The 21207-nt window shown below is 71.6% G+C and carries 19 protein-coding genes; 9 read left to right on the top strand and 10 right to left on the bottom strand.

The features are described from left to right. Positions 1–17: 17 nt before the first annotated feature. Complete coding sequence (locus tag J2Z30_RS11270) at positions 18–620, top strand: TetR/AcrR family transcriptional regulator (protein WP_044568840.1); 603 nt, start codon at positions 18–20, stop codon at positions 618–620. Positions 621–765: 145 nt separating this feature from the next. Beyond that, positions 766–1530 carry an SDR family NAD(P)-dependent oxidoreductase gene (locus J2Z30_RS11265; protein WP_044568841.1) on the top strand — a complete coding sequence of 255 codons (765 nt, stop codon included), beginning with the start codon at positions 766–768 and terminating at the stop codon, positions 1528–1530. Between the two features lie 76 nt (positions 1531–1606). Here the strand turns inward: J2Z30_RS11265 and J2Z30_RS11260 are convergent, their stop codons facing one another. Together J2Z30_RS11260 and J2Z30_RS11255 are read right to left on the bottom strand one after the other, a co-directional pair. Then, a complete protein-coding gene (locus tag J2Z30_RS11260) occupies positions 1607–2581 on the bottom strand; it encodes a zinc-binding alcohol dehydrogenase family protein (protein WP_044568842.1) in 975 nt (324 codons plus the stop codon). Positions 2582–2695: 114 nt separating this feature from the next. Continuing rightward, complete coding sequence (locus J2Z30_RS11255; RefSeq protein ID WP_044568844.1) at positions 2696–3523, bottom strand: alpha/beta fold hydrolase; 828 nt, start codon at positions 3521–3523, stop codon at positions 2696–2698. A 71-nt stretch (positions 3524–3594) separates the two neighbouring features. On the opposite strand from J2Z30_RS11255, the gene J2Z30_RS11250 reads away from it, so the two are divergent. Then, positions 3595–4548, top strand: a complete 954-nt coding sequence (locus J2Z30_RS11250) for a GlxA family transcriptional regulator (RefSeq protein ID WP_044568846.1) — start codon at positions 3595–3597, stop codon at positions 4546–4548. A 116-nt stretch (positions 4549–4664) separates the two neighbouring features. Here J2Z30_RS11250 and J2Z30_RS11245 read toward each other — a convergent pair whose 3' ends face one another. The 5 genes from J2Z30_RS11245 to J2Z30_RS11225 are packed head-to-tail and all read right to left on the bottom strand — an operon-like array spanning position 4665 to position 11254. Beyond that, on the bottom strand, positions 4665–5225 hold the full coding sequence (locus J2Z30_RS11245; RefSeq protein ID WP_044568848.1) for a DNA-3-methyladenine glycosylase I: 561 nt from the start codon (positions 5223–5225) through the stop codon (positions 4665–4667). Further along, a complete protein-coding gene (gene zwf, locus J2Z30_RS11240) occupies positions 5222–6703 on the bottom strand; it encodes a glucose-6-phosphate dehydrogenase (protein ID WP_044568849.1) in 1482 nt (493 codons plus the stop codon). Before zwf ends, J2Z30_RS11245 begins: the two co-directional genes overlap by 4 nt. Continuing rightward, positions 6700–7734, bottom strand: a complete 1035-nt coding sequence (gene gnd, locus J2Z30_RS11235; RefSeq protein ID WP_044568850.1) for a phosphogluconate dehydrogenase (NAD(+)-dependent, decarboxylating) — start codon at positions 7732–7734, stop codon at positions 6700–6702. Before gnd ends, zwf begins: the two co-directional genes overlap by 4 nt. Positions 7735–7761: 27 nt before the next feature. Next, positions 7762–9810, bottom strand: coding sequence for a transketolase (gene tkt, locus J2Z30_RS11230; protein WP_044568851.1), 2049 nt, complete (start codon positions 9808–9810; stop codon positions 7762–7764). Between the two features lie 46 nt (positions 9811–9856). Continuing rightward, positions 9857–11254, bottom strand: a complete 1398-nt coding sequence (locus J2Z30_RS11225; RefSeq protein WP_044568853.1) for an FAD-dependent oxidoreductase — start codon at positions 11252–11254, stop codon at positions 9857–9859. Between the two features lie 142 nt (positions 11255–11396). Here J2Z30_RS11225 and J2Z30_RS11220 point away from each other — a divergent pair, with 142 nt between their 5' ends. Then, a complete protein-coding gene (locus J2Z30_RS11220) occupies positions 11397–12071 on the top strand; it encodes an HAD family hydrolase (protein WP_044568854.1) in 675 nt (224 codons plus the stop codon). Here the strand turns inward: J2Z30_RS11220 and J2Z30_RS11215 are convergent. After that, a complete protein-coding gene (locus J2Z30_RS11215; RefSeq protein WP_245387860.1) occupies positions 12037–12510 on the bottom strand; it encodes a winged helix-turn-helix transcriptional regulator in 474 nt (157 codons plus the stop codon). The two genes, J2Z30_RS11220 and J2Z30_RS11215, sit on opposite strands and share 35 nt — an antisense overlap. Positions 12511–12705: 195 nt before the next feature. Between J2Z30_RS11215 and J2Z30_RS11210 the strand changes: the two genes are divergently transcribed. The 3 genes from J2Z30_RS11210 (at position 12706) to J2Z30_RS11200 (ending at position 16353) form a co-directional block, all read left to right on the top strand. Continuing rightward, positions 12706–13566 (top strand): SDR family oxidoreductase, encoded by an 861-nt coding sequence (locus tag J2Z30_RS11210; RefSeq protein WP_044568856.1) that lies wholly within the window; start codon positions 12706–12708, stop codon positions 13564–13566. 175 nt (positions 13567–13741) lie between these two features. Next, positions 13742–15232, top strand: coding sequence for a sensor histidine kinase (locus tag J2Z30_RS11205; RefSeq protein ID WP_044568858.1), 1491 nt, complete (start codon positions 13742–13744; stop codon positions 15230–15232). Positions 15233–15357: 125 nt separating this feature from the next. Next, the gene (locus J2Z30_RS11200) at positions 15358–16353 is read left to right on the top strand and encodes a LacI family DNA-binding transcriptional regulator (protein WP_308279910.1); all 996 of its coding nucleotides are present in this window, start codon (positions 15358–15360) and stop codon (positions 16351–16353) included. A gap of 31 nt (positions 16354–16384) precedes the next feature. On the opposite strand, the gene J2Z30_RS11195 is transcribed toward J2Z30_RS11200, so the two are convergent. After that, the gene (locus J2Z30_RS11195) at positions 16385–17302 is read right to left on the bottom strand and encodes a LysR family transcriptional regulator (RefSeq protein WP_044568862.1); all 918 of its coding nucleotides are present in this window, start codon (positions 17300–17302) and stop codon (positions 16385–16387) included. A gap of 41 nt (positions 17303–17343) precedes the next feature. Between J2Z30_RS11195 and J2Z30_RS11190 the strand changes: the two genes are divergently transcribed. After that, positions 17344–18315 (top strand): EamA family transporter, encoded by a 972-nt coding sequence (locus J2Z30_RS11190; protein ID WP_078956548.1) that lies wholly within the window; start codon positions 17344–17346, stop codon positions 18313–18315. Continuing rightward, positions 18312–18944: an NAD(P)-dependent oxidoreductase gene (locus J2Z30_RS11185; protein WP_044568864.1), complete on the top strand. Its 633-nt coding sequence runs from the start codon at positions 18312–18314 to the stop codon at positions 18942–18944. Before J2Z30_RS11190 ends, J2Z30_RS11185 begins: the two co-directional genes overlap by 4 nt. A 308-nt stretch (positions 18945–19252) precedes the next feature. Here J2Z30_RS11185 and J2Z30_RS11180 read toward each other — a convergent pair whose 3' ends face one another. Beyond that, the gene (locus J2Z30_RS11180) at positions 19253–21148 is read right to left on the bottom strand and encodes an amidohydrolase (RefSeq protein ID WP_044568865.1); all 1896 of its coding nucleotides are present in this window, start codon (positions 21146–21148) and stop codon (positions 19253–19255) included. Positions 21149–21207 lie beyond the last annotated feature (59 nt).

Raw genomic sequence — 21207 nt, 5'->3', positions numbered from 1 at the left:
CAATCGAGAGGGGCGCCATGCACAAGGAGCTGACGGCGAAGGGGAAGGCCACCCGGAACCGGATCATCGAGGGCGCGGCCGCGGTGCTGCGCGAGAAGGACGTGTCGGTGGCCACGCTCGACGACGTCATGGCGCGCACGCGCACCAGCAAGAGCCAGCTGTTCCACTACTTCCCCGAGGGGAAGGACGAACTGCTGCTGGCGGTCGCGCACCACGAGGCCGACCAGGTCCTGGAGGACCAGCAGCCGTATCTGGGCTGCCTGGACTCCTGGGAGGCGTGGCAGCGGTGGCGCGACCAGGTGGTCAAGCGCTATGCGGAGCAGGGTGAGGAGTGTCCGCTGGGCTCGCTGGTCCTCCATCTGGGCCGCTCCACCCCGGGCGCACGGGATGTCGTGGTGACGTTGATGCGGCAGTGGCAGGAGAGCCTGGCCACCGGCATCCGGGCCCTCCAGACGGCCGGGCAGCTGCCCGCCGAGCTGGATGTCGAGCACCGCGCGGCCGCCCTGCTGGCGGGCATCCAGGGCGGTGTGCTGATCCTCCAGTCGACCGGCCGGGCCGACCATCTGCGGGCCGCGCTCGATCAGGGCATCGGGGATCTGCGGCGCGCCGCGGCGGTCTGAGCGGCCACCGATGAGCGCACCGCGGCGGCCCGAGCGGCCCCGGATACTGGACTTGCAAGTCCATTTTTTTCTTCGCACAGTGGCATGGCCCCGGCGGACATGCGGGGCATCCATGGTGCGGTGAACGAGCGTGCGGGAGTGCGTGATGAGTGGACGGCTGCAGGGCAAGAGGGCGCTGGTGACCGGTGCGACCAGCAACATCGGGCGGGCGATCGCGGAGCGGTTCGCCGCCGAGGGCGCGCATGTGGTGGTGTCCGGCCGCAGCGCGGAGCGGGGTACGGAGGTGGTCGACGCCATTCGCGCGCGGGGCGGCCGGGCCGACTTCGTACAGGCGGATCTGGACGGAAGCGCGGCGGCCTCCCGCGCCCTGGCCGAGGAGGCGGGGTCCGTTCTGGGCGGAGGCATCGACGTCCTGGTCAACAACGCCGGGATCTACCCCGGTGACAGCACCGCGGACACCGACGAGAAGTCCTTCGACCAGGTCTACGCGGTGAATGTGAAGGCGCCGTTCTTCCTGACCGCCGCGATCGCTCCGGCGATGGCCGAGGCCGGTGGCGGGGCGATCATCAACCTGGGGTCGTGGATCGCCCGGCTGGGCATCCCCATCGGCGCGCTCTACAGCTCCAGCAAGGGCGCGATGGAGACCCTGACGCGGGCCTGGGCCGCCGAGTTCGGCCCGCGCGGTGTGCGGGTGAACGCGATCTCTCCCGGAGTGGTCCACACTCCCGTACCCGGCGAGGCGCACCCGGGCGAGGCCATGATGAACGGCACCCCGGCCGGGGGCGTCGGCAGTCCGGAGGCCATCGCGCACGCGGCGGTCTATCTCGCGGGCGACGAGGCCGCTTTCGTCCACGGCACCGTGCTGGACGTCGACGGCGGCCGCACCACGGCGGCCGTCATCGCGGCGTAGCGTCACGTGTTTCGGCTGGTGGGCATGGGGCCGCGTCGGCGATGTGTGGCACTACCCCGCCAGAGGCAGCCCGCGCTCAGTCGAGGACGACCACCATCTTGCCCTTGGCCTCGCCCGCCTCCATCACACGGTGTGCCTCATGGATGTCCTCGAAGCGGAACACCCGCGAGGGCTTCGCCCGGAGGCGGCCCGCCGCCACCTGCTCCGCGATCGTCTGGAGCGGCACATCGGACAGCGGGAAGCCCGGCGTCCCGAAGACGAAGCTCCCGAAGAAGGTCAGATAGACGCCGCTTGCCATCTGCAGCAGGGGGTTGAAGTCCCTGATCGGATCGAGACCGCCGAGCCAGCCCGCCAGGCAGGCGCGGCCGCCTCGGCGCAGCATGGCGAGGGAGTCGAGGATGGTGCTGTTGCCCACCAGGTCGAGCACCGCGTCGACGCGCTTGGCCTCGGGGATCCGCCCGGAGAGCTCAGGGCCCTCCAACTCGGCGCGCTCCACGCCGAGTTGTTCCAGCAGTGCGAATCGCTCCCGGCTGCGGGAGGTGCCGATGACGTGTGCGCCGGCGTTCACCGCGAGGTTGACGGCGGCCTGGCCGAAGGCCGAGGTGGCGCCCCGGATGACCAGGGTTTCGCCGGGCGCGATCTCCAGATTGCGGAACAGGCAGGTCCAGGCGGTCGCGTAGGTTTCCGGGACGACGGCCAGCTCGGCCCACGGCAGGTCGGATTCGATGGTGGCGACGTTCGACGCGGGCGCCCGGGTGTATTCGGCGTAGCTGCCGTTGATGGTGCGTCCGAGACCGCCCATCAGCGCGGCGACCTTCGTACCGACGGAGAACTCACCGCCGGGGCACGCCTTCACCAGCCCGACGCACTCGATCCCGCTGACCTTCGCGGCCTCCGCCCACTCGCCCCTGCGCATATGCATCTCGGCGTGGTTGAGGCCGAACGCCTTGATGTCGATGACGACGTGTCCGGCCTTGGGCTCGGGCTCCGGCAGCTCCGCGTAGACGAGGCCTTCCGGTCCGCCGAACTTCTCGATCACGATGGCACGCACAATGTCGCTCCGGGTGTCGGCGAAACCCCCTCTCACCGTAGCCCCGCGGGTGGCCGTTCGCGATCGACGCGCGTGCCCGGCACCCCACGCCTGGCCGAGGGCCGGGAAACATGCCTAGGTGGCGAAGAAGCCGATGAGCGAGCGGGCGATGGTGCCGGGCGCGTTCTCCATGGGGATGTGGTCCGCGTCGGGGATGCGTACGAGCGTGGTGTGCGGCACCTCCGCGGCGAACCGCTCGGCGTACGCCACCTTCTCGTGGCCGTCGTCCTCGCCCCAGAGCAGCAGCTTGGGCGTCGTCGACCGGCGCAGCGCGGGTACCAGGTCGAGGGTGTGGCGGCTGTCGGCCGCGCCCGCCAGGGCCGTCCAGGAGCGGCGCACCCGCGGGTCGGTCCACGGGGCCAGGTAGTCCGCGACGCGCTGCTCGGTGGCGGCGCCGGCCAGCGCCGCCGTCACCGCCTGTCGGCGGGCGGCGAGAACGTCCTCCGCGGTGGCGTCCGGGCCGCGGAAGCGGGCCACGTGGGGCGCCGGCCAGGAGTCGTAGGTGACCGAGTTGACCAGGGCCAGCCGGGACACCTCCAGCCGGTCGTGAACGAGGAGATGCTGGGCGATGGCGCCGCCGATGTCATGGCCCGCCACGGGGACCGCTCCACGGATGCCCACCGCGGACGCGAATCGCGCCACCCAGTCCGCGAGGGCCGGGACCGTGGCCGTTTCCGGGGTGAGCTCGCCTCCGGAGCGTCCCAGCCCGGGGAGGTCCACCGCGAGCGGCCGCAGCCCCGCGTCGGCGAGACGGGCCACCACCGGCAGCCAGACCCGGCTCCAGTACGTCCCGTGCAGCAGCAGCACGGCCGGGCCGTCCCGCTCCACGGTCAGGTAGCTGGCCGCCTCCCCGTCCACCTGGACCGCGGTCCTCAGCACTTCCGTTTCGGTGGTGTCACTCATGGGACCACTGTGACCGGGGCCGGTCTCCCCGGCCCAGAGTCCGGAAAGACGCCCGCGGGTACATTCCTGCCATGAGCCTCCACCGGATAGTGGCCCTGCTCACCGAGCCGCAGTCGCCCTTCGAGGTCGCCTGCGCCGCCGAGGTCTTCGGCGCGGACGTACCCGAGGTGCCGGCCCGCTACAGCTTCCGGGTCTGCGCCGAGCGACCCGGCCTCCTGCGGACCACCGTCGGCTACTCGATGCTCGTCGATGCGGGGCTGGACGCCGTGCGGGAGGCGGACACCGTGGTCATCCCCGGCTGGCAGCAGCCGGGGGCCGCACCGGTGTCACCGGCCGTCACCGAGGCGCTGCGGGCCGCCCACGCGCGCGGGGCGCGGATCGTCGCCATCTGCACGGGCGCGTTCGTCCTCGCCCGGACCGGGCTGCTCGACGGCCGCCGCGCCACCACCCACTGGCGCAGCACGGCCCGGCTCGCGGCCGCCTTCCCCGAGGTGCGGGTGGACACCAACGTGCTCTTCGTGGACCACGGCGACGTGGCGACCAGCGCCGGCACCGGCGCGGGTATCGACCTGTGCCTCCACCTCATACGTACGGACCATGGCGCGGCCTACGCCGCCCGGATCGCCCGAAGCATGGTCCTGCCACCGCACCGCGAGGGCAGCCAGCTCCAGTACGCCACACCACCCGTACCGGCCAAGGCGGACGCATCCCTGGCGCCGGTGCTGGAGTGGGCCACGGCGCACCTCGGCAGCCGGCTGACCCTCGACCGCCTCGCCGAGCGCGCGGGACTGTCCAACCGCACGCTTGCCCGCCGGTTCACCGAACAGCTCGGCACCAGCCCGGGACAGTGGCTGCTCACCCAGCGCGTCAACGCGGCCCGGGTACTGCTGGAGCAGACCGACCTGCCAGTCGAAGCCATCGCCACCCGGGTCGGCCTCGCCTCGGCGGTCAACCTGCGCCGCCGCTTCAGGGCACACCTCGGCACCACACCCGGCGCCTACCGGCGCGCCTTCGGCGAAACATGACGCTCTCGCCGCACACCCGCTTGTCAGGCCCGGGATGACCTCGCTGACCGGCCTGCGCCACCTCACCACGCTCCGCGCCCGCTCTCGACCACCCACGGCCAACAGGCATCACTCGTCTAGCCCGATTTGGCGGGGCAGCCGTCGACATGGTCGTCCACCACTCCCACCGCCTGGAGATAGGCGTAGACGATCGTGGTGCCGACAAAGGTGAAACCACGGCGTTTGAGGTCCTTGCCGATGCGGTCGGACAGCTCGGTACTGCCCGGCAGCCCGTCGCCGGGCGCCGGGTGGTTCACGATCGGTGTGCCCTTCACCCAGTCCCACAGATAGGTGTCGAACGAGCCGAAGGCTGCCCGCACTTGGAGGAAGGCGCGGGCGTTCGTCACCGTCGAGGCGATCTTGAGTCGGTTGCGGATGATGCCGTCGTCGGCGACCAGCTCGTCCAGCTTCGACTGGCCGTAGGAGGCGATGACCGTGGGATCGAACCCGTCGAGGGCGCGGCGGTAGTTCTCCCGCTTGTTCAGGACGGTCGCCCAGGAGAGCCCCGCCTGGGCGCCCTCCAGGAGCAGCATTTCGAACAAGTGCTGATCGTCGCGCGAGGGGCGGCCCCACTCCGTGTCGTGGTACGCCCCCATCGCCGCGGAGCTCAGCGCCCATGGGCAGCGAGGATCGGTCATGTGCCGGTTCCGGGCGTCCCGGACGTACCGGATGTCCCGGGCAGGATCTCGGCGGCGTCCGGCAGATACCACGGGTAGGGCGCGATCAGTTCGCCGACGGCCGGTTCGGGGCCCCAGGAGCCGGGGGCGTAGGGCTGGACCGGCGGGGGGTTCTCCAGGAGGGGGGTCGACGCGGCCCAGATGTGTTCGATGCCGCCTGCCCGGGTGAACAGCGACTGATCGCCCAGCATGGCGTCCAGGATGAGGCGTTCGTAGCCCTCGAGCCCGTTCTCCTCGCAGAACGACCCGGCGTAGCCGAAGGCCATCGTGGCCGGTTCGAGCCGCATCGCGGGGCCGGGCTCCTTGGTGAGGAAGCGGGCGGCGATCCACCCGGGGTCCCCGAAGTCGATCACGATCTTGTTGCCCCGGTTCCGCTCCTGGCCGGCGAGGTCGGTGGGGAACATCCGCAGGGGCGGTTCGCGCAGTCCGAGGGTGATCACCTGGCGGCGCTGTGCGAGGTTCTTGCCGGAGCGCAGATGGAACGGGACCCCGGCCCAGCGCCAATTGTCCACCTCCACCCGCAGCGCGGCGAACGTCTCGGTCGTCGAATCGGGGGCCACACCGGGTTCGTCGCGGTAGCCCTCGTACTGGCCGCGCACGACATCCCCGGGCTCGATGGGGCGCAGCGCCTCGAAGACCTTGTCCTTCTCGTCGCGCAACGGCCCGGCGGCGAGCGAGACCGGTGGATCCATCGCCACGATGCCGAGCACCTGGATCAGATGGGTGACGATCATGTCCCGGAAGGCTCCGGTGCCCTCGTAGAAGTGGGCACGGCCCTCCAGGCCGAGCGTCTCGGGCACATCGATCTGCACATAACTGATGTGGTCCCGGTTCCAGTTGGGCTCGAACATGCCGTTGGCGAACCGGAGGGCGAGGATGTTGTCCACCGACTCCTTGCCGAGGAAGTGATCGATGCGGAAGACCCGGGATTCGTCGAAGACGGCGTTGATCGTCTCGTTGAGCGCTCGCGCCGACGCCAGATCGGTGCCGAAGGGCTTCTCCACGATCACCTTCGCGTTCTCGGCCAGGTCCGTGTCGCCGAGCATGCCGATGGTGGACGCGAACGCCGAGGGCGGAATGGCCAGGTGGAACAGTCTGCGGGACGGCCCGCCGAGGGAGTCCTCCGCCGCCCGTACGGCCGCGAGCAGCGGGCCGGGATCCTCGGGGTCGGCGGCGCCGAACGACAGCGACTCCTCGAAGGACTTCCACACCGGCCCGGTCGGCTTGGACCGTCCGAAGGCGGCGACCGCGTCATGGGCGTGGGTGCGGAACGCGTCGTCGCTCATCGCGGACCGGTGCGGGGCCGAGCCCACGATGCGGTAGCCGTCGGGCAGCAGGCCCGCGGCGGCGAGGTGGAACAGCCCGGGGAGCAGCTTGCGCTTGGCGAGGTCGCCGGTGGCGCCGAAGAGCACGATCACATGGTCGTCCGGTGCCGTCATCGCCCGCTCCTCTTCTCGGCGTGTCCGCCGAACTCGCTGCGCATGGCGGACAGCGCCCGGTCGGCGAACTCGCCGAGGCCCCGGGACTGGAAGCGGTCGGTGAGCGCCGTGCTGATCACGGCGGCGGGCACGCCCTCGTCGATCGCGGCCCGTACCGTCCAGCGCCCTTCGCCGGAGTCCGAGACGCGCCCGGTGAACTCGTCCAGCTGCGGCGACCGGGCCAGCGCGTCGGCGGTGAGGTCGACGAGCCAGGAGCCCACGACCGAGCCGCGGCGCCACACCTCGGCCACCTCGCCGACGTCGATCTCGTACTGGTACGCCTCCGGCTCGCGCAGCGGGGTGGTCTCCGCGTCGGCGGCGCGCTTGCGCAGCCCGGCGTCCGCGTGGTCGATGATGCTGAGCCCCTCGGCGATCGCGGCCATCATGCCGTACTCGACCCCGTTGTGGACCATCTTCACGAAGTGGCCGGCTCCGTTCGGACCGCAGTGGAGATAGCCTTCGGGCGCTGTCCCGTCGCCGTGTCTGCTCGGTGTCGGCTCGGCGGAGCCGGTGCCGGGCGCGATGGTGCGGAAGATGGGGTCGAGCCGGGCGACGGGCCCGTCCTCGCCGCCGATCATCAGACAGTAGCCGCGCTCAAGTCCCCAGACTCCGCCGGAGGTTCCGCAGTCCAGGTAGTGGATGCGGTGCGGGACGAGCTGTGCCGCGCGGGTGATGTCGTCGCGGTAGTAGGAGTTGCCACCGTCGATGATGGCGTCGTCCGGGTCGAGGAGCTCGGCGAGCTGGTCGAGGGTGGGCTGTACGACGGCGGCGGGCAGCATGAGCCACACGGCCCGTGGCGGCTCCAGCTTCGCCACCAGGTCGCCGAGCGAGCGGGCGGCGACGGCGCCCTCGCCCTCCATTTCCTGTACGGCGCTTTCGTTGACGTCGTAGACCACACAGCGGTGGCCGTCGCGCATCAGCCGGCGTACGAGGTTCGCGCCCATCCGGCCGAGCCCGATCATGCCGAGCTGCATGGGGGTGTCGGTAGCCATGTGCTCTCCTGTCGCGTCGTTGCCCGCTCAGCCCGGGGCCACCAGCTCGCGCGCCACCTGCGCGACGCGCTCGGGGGTGAATCCGAACTTCGTGAGCAGCTGTTTGAGGGGTGCGGAGGCGCCGAAGGTGTGCATTCCCACCACGGCCCCGTCCGCGCCGACGTACCGGTCCCAGCCGAACGTGGAGGCCTCCTCCACCGCGACCCTGCGCGTGACCGCGGGCGGCAGCACCTGGTCGCGGTACTCGCGCGGCTGACGGTCGAACAGCTCCCAGCACGGCATGCTCACCACCCGGGACGCGATGCCCCCGGCGGTGAGCTCCTCGTGCGCGGCCAGGGCCAGCGCCACCTCGGAGCCGGTGGCGAGCAGGATCACCTCGGGCTCGCCCCGGTCCGCGTCCGCCAGGACGTAGGCGCCCCACGCGACACCGGTGGCCGCCCCGAGCCGGGCGCGGTCGAGGGTGGGCAGGGGCTGGCGGGAGAGGACCAGCGCGGCCGGCGCCCGGCGGAGGCCGGCGACCACCCGCCACGTCTCGGCGACCTCGTTCGCGTCGGCGGGGCGGAACACCAGCAGTCCGGGCATGGCGCGCAGCCCCGCGAGCTGCTCGACGGGCTGGTGAGTGGGTCCGTCCTCGCCGACCCCGATGGAGTCGTGGGTGAAGATGTGCACGGTGGGGATCTCCATCAGCGCCGAGAGGCGAATGGCCGCCTTGGCGTAGTCGGAGAAGATCAGGAACCCGGACCAGTACGGTCGGAGCTTCGTCAGCGCCATCCCATTGGCCACCGCGGCGGCCGCGTGCTCCCGGACGCCGAAGTGCAGATTGCGCCCGGCGTGGTCATACGGCTGGAAGTCGCCCGCACCGCCGAAGGTGAGGCGGGTCTTGGTCGACGGCGCCAGGTCGGCGGATCCGCCGAGCAGCCAGGGCACCGCCTTGGCCACCGCGTTCAGCACCTGGCCCGAGGAGTCGCGGCTCGCCAGGCCCTTCGGATCGGCCGGGAAGGTGGGCAGCGCGGTCTCCCAGCCGTCCGGCAGCTCACGGCGCTGGATCCGCTCCAACTCGTCGGCCAGCTCGGGGTATGCGCCGCGGTAGGCGTCGAACGTCTTCTCCCAGTGGCTGCGCAGCTGGCCACCGCGTGCGCCGATGCCCCGTGCGAACCAGTCGGGCACACCGTCGGGGATGTGGAAGTCGGCGTCGGGTGGCAGGCCGAGGGCGCGCTTGGTGGCCTTGACCCCCTCCGGCCCGAACGGTGACCCGTGTGCTTTCGGTGAGTCCTCGACCGGCGAGCCGTACCCGATGTGGCTGTGGACGAGGATCAGGGTCGGGCGCGCGGCCTCGGCGCGGAAGGAGTGGAAGGCGCGGCCGATCCGGCCGAGGTCGCCTGCGTCGGCCACGGTGGTCACGTTCCAGCCGTAGGCCAGGAAGCGCGCGGCGACGTCCTCGGTGAAGGCGATGTCGGTGTGGCCCTCGATGGTGACCCGGTTGGAGTCGTAGATCCAGCACAGATTGGACAGCTGCAGATGTCCGGCGAGCGAGGCCGCCTCGGAGGAGACGCCCTCCATCATGCAGCCGTCCCCGGCGAGCGCGTACACATCGAAGTCGAAGAGCGTGAAGTCGTCGCGGTTGTACCTCGCCGCCAGCCACTGACCGGCGATCGCCATGCCGACGGAGGTGGCGACGCCCTGACCGAGCGGCCCGGTGGTCGTCTCCACGCCGCTCGTCCACCGGTACTCGGGGTGGCCGGGGCACCGCGAGTCGAGCTGCCGGAAGGACTTCAGATCGTCGAGGGTCACCGCCGGACGGCCCAGCACCTCGTACTCGGGGTCGACCGTACGCACGCCGGTCAGGTGCAGCAGCGACCAGAGCAGGGCGGAGGCATGGCCCTCGGAGAGCACGAAGCGGTCGCGGTTCGGCCAGATGGGATCGGCGGGATCGAAGCGCAGAAACCGCTGCCACAGTGTGTATGCGACGGGCGCCATCCCCATGGGCGTTCCGGGGTGCCCCGAATGCGCCTTCTGGACCGCGTCCATGCACAGTCCGCGGATCGTGTTCACCGACAGCGTGTCCAGGTCGGTCATGGCGACGCCGCCCTCCGTGCGCTCGATGGATGTCTGCGAAGCCTCGCTATGTGTCGGATCGGACGATCGTCGCGAGGACGTCATTGAAGGCCTCGGTGGAGGTGGGGTGGGTGTAGACGGCGTTGCGGAGCTCGGCCGCCCGGATGCCGTGGCGCATGGCGAGCGCGACGGTGTTGATGATTTCCTGCGCGTCCACGCTGAGCAGGGCGGCGCCCAGGATCTCGTCGGTCTCGGCGTCGAGCACGAACTTCATCACCCCACGGGTGTCCTCGACGATGTACGCACGCGGCATGGCGACGATCTCGGCGACCGGCTGGCTCGCGACCTTCACCCGGTGCCCGGCCGCGCGGGCCTGTTTCTCGGTGAGCCCGACGGTGGCCAGCGGCGGGGTGATGAAGACGGTGTGCGGGATGGCGACCCGGTCGTCGGTGGAGCGCTTGCCCTCGCCGAGCAGCTGGTCGAGGACGATACGGCTGTCGTCGAGGGAGATATAGGTGAACTGCGGGCCGCCGTTGACATCTCCGAGGGCGAAGATGTGCGGCCGGCTGGTGCGCAGATGCTCATCGACCTCGACCGCGCCGCGCTCGGTGGTGCGCACACCGGCGGCGTCCAGCGCCAGATCGCGGGTGGCCGGTGCGCGGCCGGTGGCGGCCAGGACGGCGTCGGCTTCCAGCGTGTGCTGTTGGCCGTCCGTCTCGTAGACGACGGTCGCGGATGCTTCGCCGTCCCGGATTTCGGTGACGTCGGCCCCCGTGACGATCTCGATGCGCTCCTCCACCAGGATGCTCTCGGCGACGGCGGCAACGTCGTCATCCACCAGGCCGAACACCTTCGGGGCCGCCTCGAGCACGGTGATCTCGGAGCCGAACTGCCCGTAGATGGAGGCGAATTCGAGGCCGAGGTAGCCGCCGCCGATGATCGCCAGCCGTTCCGGAAGGATGGTGGAGTCGATCAGTTCGGTGCTGGTGACGGTGTACTGGCTGGTCCGCAGGCCGGGGATGTCGAGGACGATCGGCTCCGATCCGGTGTTGATGAGGATCGTCTCCGCGGTGATCGTCAGGGGGCCGTCGGCGGTCTCGACGCGCACGGTGTGCGGATCGGTGAACGCGGCGGTCCCGGTGATCACCGATACGGTGTCCATGCCGTTCAGCCCGTCGTAGTTGTCACCGCGGAACTGCTTCGTCAGCGCCTGCACCTCGCCGACGGAGCGCTCGTACCACTCCTGGGGCACATCCTCCGGCCGGCGCTTGCGGGAGTGGTGGACCAGTGCCTTGGTCGGCACACAGCCGACATTCGGGCAGGTGCCGCCGTACATCCGTGCCGACCGCTCGACCAGCACCACGCGCTTGCCGAGTCCACCCATCGTGGCGGCCACCGTCTTGCCGCCCTTGCCGAAACCGATCACCAGCACGTCGGCTGGCAGGCTGCGGTTGGTGGTGCCCATGGTCGCTTCCCTTCTCGGCCCTGCGGGGGGGGGTGCCGGCTCCTTCATTTCAACGGCACCACCAACACCGCGGCCCCGCAACTGGCCGCCCCCGGTACCACCGCGCACCCTGGAAGCAGGCGGAACCGGAGGAGAAGGTGTGATGGCCGGACCGACAGCAGTGCTCTTCGACATCGACGAAACCCTGGTCCACACCGGAGGCTCGGGGGCCCGGAGTTGGGCCTGGGCCTTCGACCGGTTGTACGGCGTGGCCGCCGACATCGGAGAACACACTTCGGCCGGGGAGACGGATCCGCAGGTCGGCCGGGAGACGTTCCGGGCCGTGCTCGGCCGCGAGCCCGGTCACGATGAGATGGCCCGCCTGTACGCGGCGTATCTGTGGCATCTCTCGGAGGACATCCGGACCTCGGAGGGGTATCGCGTCATGGACGGTGTCGAAGACACCCTGCGGCGGATCACGGACGCGGGGATCATCCTCGGGCTCATCTCCGGCGCGATGGAGGGCGCGGCCCGGATCAAGATGGAACCGGGCGGGCTGGGCCGCTATTTCGTGTTCGGCGCCTACGGCTCGGACTCCCCGGACCGGGCGGAGATCACCCGCCTGGCGATGGCGAAGGCCGCCCGGCTGCATGGACACGATCTGGGCCGCTCCGATGTCTACGTGGTCGGGGACACACCTCGTGACATCGAGGCCGGGCACGCCGCGAACGCGACGGCGGTGGGGGTCGCGAGCGGCCACTACTCCGCGGCGGAGCTGCGGGCCGCGGAGGCCGACCATGTGCTTACCTCGCTGACCGAGCCGTTCCCGCACACATGAAAACGGCGTACGAACGAGCGGGGCCGTGACGCCGCCCCCGGCTCAGCCTTGTGCGGCGGCGTCCTTCTCCCGGTCGTAGGCGGCCCGCGCCGCCAGCACCTCGTCCATGTGACGCGTCGACCAGTTCTTTCAACGCCACCAACGGCTCGCGCAGCGTGGCGCCCAGTTCGGTGATCTCGTACTCGACCCGCGGCGGGATCTCCGGATGGACGGTCCGCCGGACCAGCCCGTCCCGCTCCAGCGCGCGCAGCGTCTGCGTGAGCATCTTCTCGCTCACCCCGTCCAGCTTCCGGCGCAGTGCCGTGTACCGCCTGGTGCCGGATTCCGCCAGTTCACCGAGGACGAGGACGGTCCACTTGTCGCCGATACGGTCCAGGACCTCACGGGACGGACAGCCGCCCGCGTACGGGTCCCATTCGGTGCGCGGTGGATTCGCCATGCCGTGTTCTCCTCCGCCTCGTCCGCTCTCACCGGAGCTGGCAGCATACCGATGCCCTGGTGACTCTCCATAGGAGAGTAGCCCCACCAAAAAGTGGTCACTTCCCAATGGGGAGCCGCTCCGGTGTACTTCTGACGGGGCGTTCGAGCCCCCGTTGAACCAGGTGAAACACGTACCGGAAACAGGAGTACAGACATGTCCATCGCCGTTACCGGAGCCACCGGCCAGCTCGGCCGCCTCGTCGTGGAGGACCTGCTGCGCCGTGGAGTAGCGGCACACGACATCATCGCCACCGGGCGGAACACCGACCGGCTGGCCGATCTGGCCGAGCGCGGCGTCCACGTGCGGCAGGCCGACTTCACCGACCCCACCGGCCTCACCGAGGCGTTCAAGGGGGCCCGGAAGGTTCTGCTCGTGTCGACGACCACCGTCGGTGAGCGGTTCGACAACCACACCCGCGCCATCGACGCGGCCGCGCTTGCCGGTGCCGAACTGATCGCGTACACCAGCACGCTCAACGCGCACACCGCGAGCATGATCCTCGCCGACGCCCATGCGAGGACCGAGCGGTATCTGCGCGACAGCGGTGTGCCCGGGGTCGTTCTGCGCAACGGCTGGTACCTGGAGAACTACACCTCCCAGATCCCGCTCTATCTGCGGTCCGGAGTCGTGCCCGGCAGTGCCGGTGCCGGGCGGGTCAGCGCCGCGTCGCGACGCGACTACGCGGAGGCCGCGGCCACCGTCCTGACCGCCGAAGGGCATGCGGGCTCCGTGTACGAACTGGGCGGGGACACCGCCTTCTCCCTCGCGGAGCTGGCCACCGCGCTGTCCGCCGCCACCGGCCAGGAGGTGGTCTACGGCGACCTCCCCGCCGAGCGGTTCCGCAGCGCGCTGCTCGACGCCGGGCTGCCCGCCGAACTGGCCGAGGTGCTCGCCGACTCGGACCTCGGGCTGAAGCGCGGTGAGCTCTTCACCGACTCCCCGGATCTGAGCCGTCTGATCGGTCGGCCCACGACCACCCTCACCGACGCGCTCACCGGGGCTCTCGGCTCCTGACAGCGGGGCCACCGCGGCGGCGGTCGCCGGTGCCGCGCCGGTTCGGTGTGGAGACACCGGCCATGTCGATGCTTTGATCTGTTCCTCGGACGGACGCGTTCGACCGCCGCGGAACAGAGGTGTGCATGGCAGGCAACGACGGACTGCCCGGGGAAACGTCATCCGGGGAGGCGCCATGAGGCTGTCCACCCGCATCGCGCTCGCGGTCGGCGTGAGCGTGCCGCTGCTGGTGCTGGCCTCCGGCTGGCTGCTGCTGCATCTGGTCGGCGACGACCTGCGCGCACACCAGAACTCACAGTTGCGCGCTCGCGCCACGGTCGTCGCCAAGAACGCCAAGGCGTTCCTCGATGTCGCCGGCACCGGCCATCCGGTCATGGAGGAGGCCCGGCAGCGGCGGCTGGTCAACTCCGCGCGGGACGTGGGCATCCGGCTGACCGCGCCCGGGGGCACGATCTCGGCCGGGCCGCAGCCCGATCCGTTCCCCTCGCTGCCCGGCAACGCCCCGAAGCCGACCACCGTGACCTCCGATGACACGGACTGGCTGGTCGTGTCGCTGCGTGTCGGTGCCGCGAAGGAGGGCACCGCGCCGAATCTGTGGCTGTTCTCGCCGGACACCGCCGAGGAGGAGCTGGCGCTGGTGCGCCAACGGGTCGTGTTGGGGGCGCTGTTGGCCGCGCCCCTGGCCGGGGCCACCACCTGGGCCATCGTGGCACGGGCGGTCCTGCCGCTGCGGCGGTTGCAGCGGCGAACCAGCGGCCTGGACCCGAGGACCAGCACCGTACGCCTGGAGCACACGCCGACCCGTATCGGCGAGGTCGACGACCTGGCGTACACGCTGCAGACCGTGCTCGCCCGCTACGACGAGCAGGTCGAACGCACCGGGGAGGCGCTCGCCACCGCCCGCGCGTTCGCCGCGACCGCGTCCCACGAGCTGCGCACCCCGCTGATGAGCATGCGCACCAACATCGACATCCTCGCCGACCACCCCGGCCTGGACGCCGTGGACCGGGCGGAAGTACTCGACGACCTGGGCCGCGAACACACCCGGCTGCTGGGGTTGCTGGTGATGCTCAGGGCACTCGCGCAGGGCGACCTGGTCGAGGCGGACGCGTTCACGTCGCTGGACCTCACGGAGGTGCTCGACGCGTCCGTCTCCGGCCTGCGGCGCACCCACCCGGACGCCGAGGTGTCGGTGCGCACCACCCCGGGGCTGCTGGTGCACGGCTGGGAGGAGGGGCTGCGCTCGGCGGTGGACAACCTGCTGACCAACGCCTGGACCCATGGCCGCGCCACCGACGGCACGGCCCACGTCGAGGTGACCCTGCGCCACTCCGGCGACCCGCGGCAGCCGCTCGCCGTGCTCACCGTGGACGACCACGGCCCCGGCATCCCACCCGAGCGCCGCGAGGAGGTCTTCCAGCGCTTCCGGCGTGGCACGGACAGCCCCGGCTCCGGTCTCGGCCTGACCCTGGTCGCCCAGCAGATCGCCCTGCACCGGGGCCGGATCGACGTACTGGACCGGCCCGACGGACACCCCGGCACACGCTTCGAGGTGCGGCTGCCGGTCACCGGCGTCCGGGACGTGGAGAGCACTCTGCCGCTGCTGCCCCGGGACTGGCTGACCGGCCGCCACCCGCTGCCGACGAGGTCCGATACGCGGGTGTGAGGAACGTTCGCCGGGACTAGGGGCCTTCCGACGGACCTCCGCGGCGTCGCGACGCCCGGCGCGGACGGTGGCCATTGCAGTGCTCCCTGCGCCCGGGGCGGGTGCGTCCGGCTATTCTGCCGGACGTGTCGAGGGTGACGATCGGGGATGTGGCACGGGCGGCGGAGGTGTCGACCGCGACGGTGTCCTACGTGCTCAACGGCACGGGCCGGGTCTCGGAGGCGACGCGGGCCCGGGTGAGGGCGGTGGCCGGTGCGCTCGGTTACGGCCCGGTGGGGAGCGGCGGACGCACCCTGGGGCTCGCGGTGACCGCTCATGGCGACAGCGCGTGGGACTTCGCGAGCGTGCCGTATTTCGCCCAGGCCATCAGCGCGGCCACCGTCGCCGCGCATCGGCGTGGCTATGCGCTGATGGCGATGCCCTCGGGCCCTGCCGGGCACATGTGGCGCACCCTCCCGGCCGCCGGGGTGGTGGTGCTGGACAGTCCGACCGGCGACCCCGTGGTGCGGCTGCTGCGCGCTCGCGGTCTGCCCTTGGTGTTCGACGGCCGTCCCGACGATCTGCGGGCGCGGGAGACCTGGGTCGACAACGACCACGAGGCCATGACCCGCCGAGTCCTGGAGCATCTGGCCGGGCAGGGCGCGGAGCGGATCGCGCTGATCGCCGGGCCCACCCAGGAGTACTACAGCCGCGCGAGCGCGACGGCCTACCGGCGGTGGTGTTCGCAGGCCGGTGTGCGGCCGTGCGTGGTCCCGTTCGACGAGGACGACCTCACGGGACGGGGTCTGGACGCCCTGCTGACCGCGGAGGGCGGGCCGGACGCGGTGTTCGGCCTGTACGACCCGTGCGGCCGTCAGATCCTGGCGGCGGCCGCGCGGTGCGGGCTTTCGGTGCCGGAGGACCTGATGGTGGTGTGCGGCAGCGAGGATCCGGCCTACGGGCGCACGGCGCCGCCCGTGTCGACGGTGTCGCTGGCCCCCGAGGAGGCCGGAACGGCGGCTGTCGACGCGCTGGTGACCCTGGTGGAGGATCCGCCGCACACACCGCCGCCCGTGGTGCTCGGGACTCGTCTGGTGGTTCGTACGTCCTCGACGCGCCGATCCCGCCGGCAGGCATCATGAGGGCGGGGCGGCCCGGGTCCCGTCGCGTGCGTCAGGATTCCGTGGGCGCGATGTCCAGCGCGGTGAGGAAGGCGGTCGCCGCCGGTGTGCGGCTGAAGCGGCTCCAGATGATGTACTCGACGCGGGCCGGTGCGTCGGCGACCTCGATGGTGACGACGCCCGCCAGATGAGGCGCGTAGGCGGTGGGAAGCATCGCCACGCCGAGTCCCGGGCCGACGAGCCGGGCGATGAAATCCGCGCTGGTCACTTCGAAGGCCACGTCACGGGTGAGTCCGGCGGCTTCGAAGGCCAGGTCGGACTGGGCGCGTCCGGCGGTCCCCGCGGGGAGGTCCACGAACACCTCGGAGGAGAGCCTGCGCAGATCGACCTGTGCTTCCTCGGCGAGGGGATGGTCCGGCGCGACCACGGCGACGAGCCGGTCACGCGCGAGTTCATGGGCGCCGACACCTCGCGGGCGGGCGGTGGTCGGCAGGCCGAGGAACGCCACGTCGAGGGCGCCTTCCCTGACCTGCTCGACGAGGTCGTCGCTCGCGCCCACCCGCAGGCTGATGCGCACACGCGGATACCGCTCGCGGAAGTCGCGCAGCGCGCCCGGGATGTCGACCGCGGTGACGGTGGGGATCAGGCCCACGGCGAGCCGTCCGCGTACCTCCCCGACGGCCGCGGCGACCTCTGCAGCCGCGCGCTCGGCGGCGTCCAGGCACTGGCGGGCGGCCGGGAGGAAGGCCGCACCGGCCGGTGTCAGCCGCACCCGGCGGCTGGTGCGCTCGAAGAGTCTCGCGCCCAACTCCTTTTCCAGACGGGCGATTTGGTGGCTGAGGGCGGACTGGACGACCAGACACCGTTCCGCGGCGCGCGTGAAGCTGTTCGTCTCGGCGACGGCGACGACGTACCGCATCTGCTGAAGCTTGGATCCATCGTGGATCGAGATCGATGAGGTGACAAACATGTGTTGGACTCATCAATGGTCCCGGGACGAGACTCCGGGGCATGACACGGCACACCACAGAAGTGGTTTCCGGCGGGGCCGGCGGTGTCCGCCACGGAAACCTGCCACGCACCGCCCTGACGGCGCTCGCTCCCTCGGTGTGGGGCACGACATATGTCGTCACCACCGAGCTGCTTCCCGAGGGACATCCGCTCTTCGCGGGGTTCCTGCGCGCGTTGCCCGCCGGCCTGATCGCGCTGGCCCTCACCCGGACGCTGCCGCGCGGCGCCTGGTGGGGGAAGGCCGCGGCGCTCGGCGTGCTGAACATCGGGCTGTTCCTCCCGCTGCTGTTCGTCGCGGCCGAACGTCTGCCGGGTGGCGTGGCCGCCACCTTGGCGGCGGCCCAGCCGCTGGTCGTGGCCGTCCTGGCGGTCACCGTGCTCCATGAGCGCTTTTCGCTGTGGCGCCTCCTGTGGGGTATGACGGGCGTCGTCGGCGTCGGTCTTGTGGTGATCGGGCCGAACGCGGCGCTCGACACCGCCGGGGTCGTGGCGGGCCTCGCGGGCGCCGTCACGATGGCGCTCGGCGTGACGCTCACCAAGCGCTGGGGGCGCCCCGCCGGGGTCGGTGCCACCACCTTCGCCGGGTGGCAACTCACCGCGGGAGGGCTCTTCCTGCTGCCGCTCACCTTCCTCGCCGAGGGGGCGCCTCCCGCGATCGACCTGCCCGCCGCGCTCGGCTACCTCTGGCTGGGGCTGGTCGGCGGTCTGATCACCTACGCCCTGTGGTTCCAGGGCATCACCAGCCTGCCCGTGGCCTCGGTCGCGGTTCTCGCCCTGCTCTCACCGCTGGTGGCCGCCGTTCTCGGCGCCATCGTGCTCGACCAGACGCTCGGCCCGATCCAGCTCGTGGGATTCGCGCTCTCGCTCGCCGCGATCGTCGCGGGACAGCTTCCGCCGCGCACCCGCACCCGCACCCGCACCCGGACGCCCGAACACGACTCCGTCTCCGCCCCGGAAGGGACACCTCGATGAAGATCGCCGTCGTCGGAGCCGCCGGCATGGTCGGCTCGCGTGTCGTCAACGAAGCCGTGAGCCGGGGCCATGACCTCGTCGCGGTGTTCCGCAAGGAGCCGACGGCCGCGCCGCCTCCCGGAGTGATCGCCGTGCGGGGCGACGCCAACGACCCCGACCACATGAGCCGGCTGTTCGCCGGCACCGACGCGATCGTGGCCGCGACCCGCCCCGCCCCCGGTCACGAGGACACCGCCGTCGGGACCACGACGGCTCTGCTCACCGCGGCCGAGACGGCCCGGACACGCATCCTCGTCGTCGGTGGCGCCGCGCCCCTGCGGAACCCGGGCCACCCCGACCGGCTCGTCCTCGACAGCCCGGAGTACGTCCCGGAGCCCTTCCGCGCCATCGCCGCCGCCAGCGCCGCGCAGCTGGACGTCTGCCGGGCCCACTCGGCGGACTGGACCTATCTCAGCCCGCCCGCCCTCCTCGAGCCCGGACACCGCACCGGAAAGTACCGGCGCGGCACCACGACCCTGATCACCACCGCCGACGGCGCGTCCCGCGTCTCGGCCGAAGACCTCGCCGTGGCGGTCCTCGACGAACTCGAAATCCCCGGCGAGGACACGCACTTCACCGTCGGCTACTAGGGGGTGGGCGACGGTACGCGTACGCCTGCGGCGGGCCACGCGGCGGAGCCGCATGTCGATGCTTTCCCCTCCCCGCCCCTTCCCACAACTGGGGCTCCGCCCCAGACCCCGCTCCTCAAACTCCCCCAGCTACCGCTGGGAGGTGCCCCCTGGAAGGGCTGGAAGACGGGGCTCCGCCCCGAGCCCGGGGTCCAGGGGCGGAGCCCCTGCCACGCGGCGGAGCCGCATATCGACGCCGCGGGAAGGGGCGGGGAGGGGCAAACCGCCGGACACCCCGTAGCGGGTCGGGCGAAGGACGGCGACGGCCGTCAGCGGTGGCAGCCACAGGCGGCGTGACGGCCGTGCACGGTGGCGAGGGAGGCGGGCCGGGCCGCCGGGAACGACGTGGCGGCCGCCTCGGCGCCGGGCCGGTCCGCGTCCCAGACGCGCCTGCCGCCCACCAGCGTCAGACGGACCTCGGTGCCGGTGATGTCCTTGACCGGCACCCGGGTCACATCCCGGTCGAGCACGATCACATCGGCGGCCCGGCCCGGGGTGAGCACACCGGTCTCGTGGTCGATACGGAGCTGATGAGCCGAGCCCGCCGTGTGCATCCGCAGGCTGGTGGAGCGGCTGACGCCCTCCCGCTCCGGGTACAGCGCCCCGTCCTCGCCCTCCCGGTCGATCGCGGTGCGGATCTGGTTGAACGAGTCGAGGGGGTCCACCGGCCAGTCCGATCCCCCGGCCAGCGCCGCGCCGTGCCGCTCCAGGCTGCGCGCCGGATACATCAGCCGGTGGCGGTCCGGGCCGATGTAGGGCAGGAGGGCGTCCATCGTCCACACATTGCGCATCGCCCACTGCAACTGCATGCAGGCGACCACGCCCAGCGGTGCGAAGCGCCGGTAGTCGTCCGGGTGCACCAGTTGCAGATGGGCGATGGTGTGCCGGTTGCCACGGCGCCCGTTGGCGCGTACCGCCGCCTGGTAGCCGTCCAGCGCGGTGCGCACCGCACGGTCGCCGATCGCGTGTGCGTGCAACTGCCACCCGGCCCGGTCCAGTACGGTCGCCAGCCGCCCGTACTCGGTGGCGGTGGCGTACAAGTCCCCCCGGTTGTCGGTGGGTTCGCCGTCGCCGTCGAGGTACGGCTCCAGCAGCGCGGCGGTCTGCGCGGGGTGCTCGATCACGCCGTCGAGGAAGACCTTCGCCGTCCCGAAGCACAGGCCCGGCACCTGTCCGTACGCCGTGCGCTGTTCGTCGACGTGGGCCAGCGCGGCTTTCGGGTCGCGGACGAGGTCGATGTCCAGGCGCAGCGCGGGGATCACCCGCTGCGGCAGCCGGTCGGAGGCGGCCAGGTCGGCGTAGGCACGCAGTCCATCGGTCTCGGTGGCCGCGTCCATGTACGTGGTGATGCCGTTGGACGCCGCCCGGCGGAGGGCCTTCGCCGCGGCGGCCAGCGCCTTGCCCTTGTCCGGTGGCGGAATCACCGCCGCGACGATGTCCTGCGCGGTGTCCTTCAGCAACCCGGACGGTGCTCCGGCCGCGTCATGGACGATATGCCCACCGGCCGGATCCGGGGTGCTCGCCGTGATCTTCGCCAGCTCCAGGGCCCGCTGGTTGACCCACATGTTGTGGGCGTCCGAGCCCTTGAGCGCGATCGGCCGGCGGGTCGGCAGCGCGTCCAGGACGCGGTGGTGGGTCTCGGTCCCGGCCGGCAGGGCCACCGGGTTCCAGTCCTCCACCACCAGCCATCCATCGGGCTCCTGGTCCTTGCTCGCGTTCAGGAAACCGGTGAGCTTCGCCCGGAGCGCGGCGACGGTGTACGTCTCATTGCCCAGGGACGGGTTGAGCGAGCGCCACCCGGCCTCCAGGCAGTGGGCATGGGCGTCGATGATCCCCGCCATGACGGTGCCGCCGCGGGCGTCGACGAACTCCGTGTCCCTCCCGGCCAGGCGCCGCACCACGGACGCCGGGCCGACCGCGAGGATCCTTCCGTCCCCTCCCACGGCGAGGGCCTCCTGCTGCGGCACATACGGCAGCCCGGTCAGCACCCGCCCACCGTGGATGATCGTCGCGGCCGGACGACGGGAGCCGGACGGACGACGGGAGCCGGACGGACGACGGCCGGAGGCCGCGAACGCGGCGGAGGGGGCCGGCCCGAGTGCGCCCGCGACACCCACCGCGCCCGCGGCCGACAGAAGACGACGACGCGCCAGGTCAAGGCTCATGCTCACTCCCTGAGTGTGATGAGGTGTGACGCGTCAGCCTTGGTGATTAAGCCCTTAAG

The sequence above is a fragment of the Streptomyces iranensis genome, from assembly GCF_017874715.1.
In the GTDB taxonomy this organism is placed as follows: Bacteria; Actinomycetota; Actinomycetes; order Streptomycetales; family Streptomycetaceae; genus Streptomyces; species Streptomyces iranensis.
Note: the sequence above shows the minus strand (reverse complement) of the source record. Positions and strands in the feature narration are given on the sequence as shown.

Excerpts from the sequence above, each read along its gene's own strand:
- J2Z30_RS11270 (WP_044568840.1), top strand. The coding sequence starts at position 18 with ATGCACAAGGAGCTGACGGCGAAGGGGAAGGCCACCCGGAACCGGATC.
- J2Z30_RS11255 (WP_044568844.1), bottom strand. The coding sequence starts at position 3,523 with ATGAGTGACACCACCGAAACGGAAGTGCTGAGGACCGCGGTCCAGGTG.
- J2Z30_RS11185 (WP_044568864.1), top strand. The coding sequence starts at position 18,312 with ATGAAGATCGCCGTCGTCGGAGCCGCCGGCATGGTCGGCTCGCGTGTC.
- J2Z30_RS11205 (WP_044568858.1), top strand. The coding sequence starts at position 13,742 with ATGAGGCTGTCCACCCGCATCGCGCTCGCGGTCGGCGTGAGCGTGCCG.
- J2Z30_RS11245 (WP_044568848.1), bottom strand. The coding sequence starts at position 5,225 with ATGACCGATCCTCGCTGCCCATGGGCGCTGAGCTCCGCGGCGATGGGG.
- gnd (WP_044568850.1), bottom strand. The coding sequence starts at position 7,734 with ATGGCTACCGACACCCCCATGCAGCTCGGCATGATCGGGCTCGGCCGG.
- J2Z30_RS11195 (WP_044568862.1), bottom strand. The coding sequence starts at position 17,302 with ATGTTTGTCACCTCATCGATCTCGATCCACGATGGATCCAAGCTTCAG.
- J2Z30_RS11250 (WP_044568846.1), top strand. The coding sequence starts at position 3,595 with ATGAGCCTCCACCGGATAGTGGCCCTGCTCACCGAGCCGCAGTCGCCC.
- J2Z30_RS11190 (WP_078956548.1), top strand. The coding sequence starts at position 17,344 with ATGACACGGCACACCACAGAAGTGGTTTCCGGCGGGGCCGGCGGTGTC.
- J2Z30_RS11210 (WP_044568856.1), top strand. The coding sequence starts at position 12,706 with ATGTCCATCGCCGTTACCGGAGCCACCGGCCAGCTCGGCCGCCTCGTC.
- J2Z30_RS11225 (WP_044568853.1), bottom strand. The coding sequence starts at position 11,254 with ATGGGCACCACCAACCGCAGCCTGCCAGCCGACGTGCTGGTGATCGGT.
- J2Z30_RS11215 (WP_245387860.1), bottom strand. The coding sequence starts at position 12,510 with ATGGCGAATCCACCGCGCACCGAATGGGACCCGTACGCGGGCGGCTGT.
- tkt (WP_044568851.1), bottom strand. The coding sequence starts at position 9,810 with ATGACCGACCTGGACACGCTGTCGGTGAACACGATCCGCGGACTGTGC.
- J2Z30_RS11220 (WP_044568854.1), top strand. The coding sequence starts at position 11,397 with ATGGCCGGACCGACAGCAGTGCTCTTCGACATCGACGAAACCCTGGTC.
- zwf (WP_044568849.1), bottom strand. The coding sequence starts at position 6,703 with ATGACGGCACCGGACGACCATGTGATCGTGCTCTTCGGCGCCACCGGC.
- J2Z30_RS11265 (WP_044568841.1), top strand. The coding sequence starts at position 766 with ATGAGTGGACGGCTGCAGGGCAAGAGGGCGCTGGTGACCGGTGCGACC.
- J2Z30_RS11180 (WP_044568865.1), bottom strand. The coding sequence starts at position 21,148 with ATGAGCCTTGACCTGGCGCGTCGTCGTCTTCTGTCGGCCGCGGGCGCG.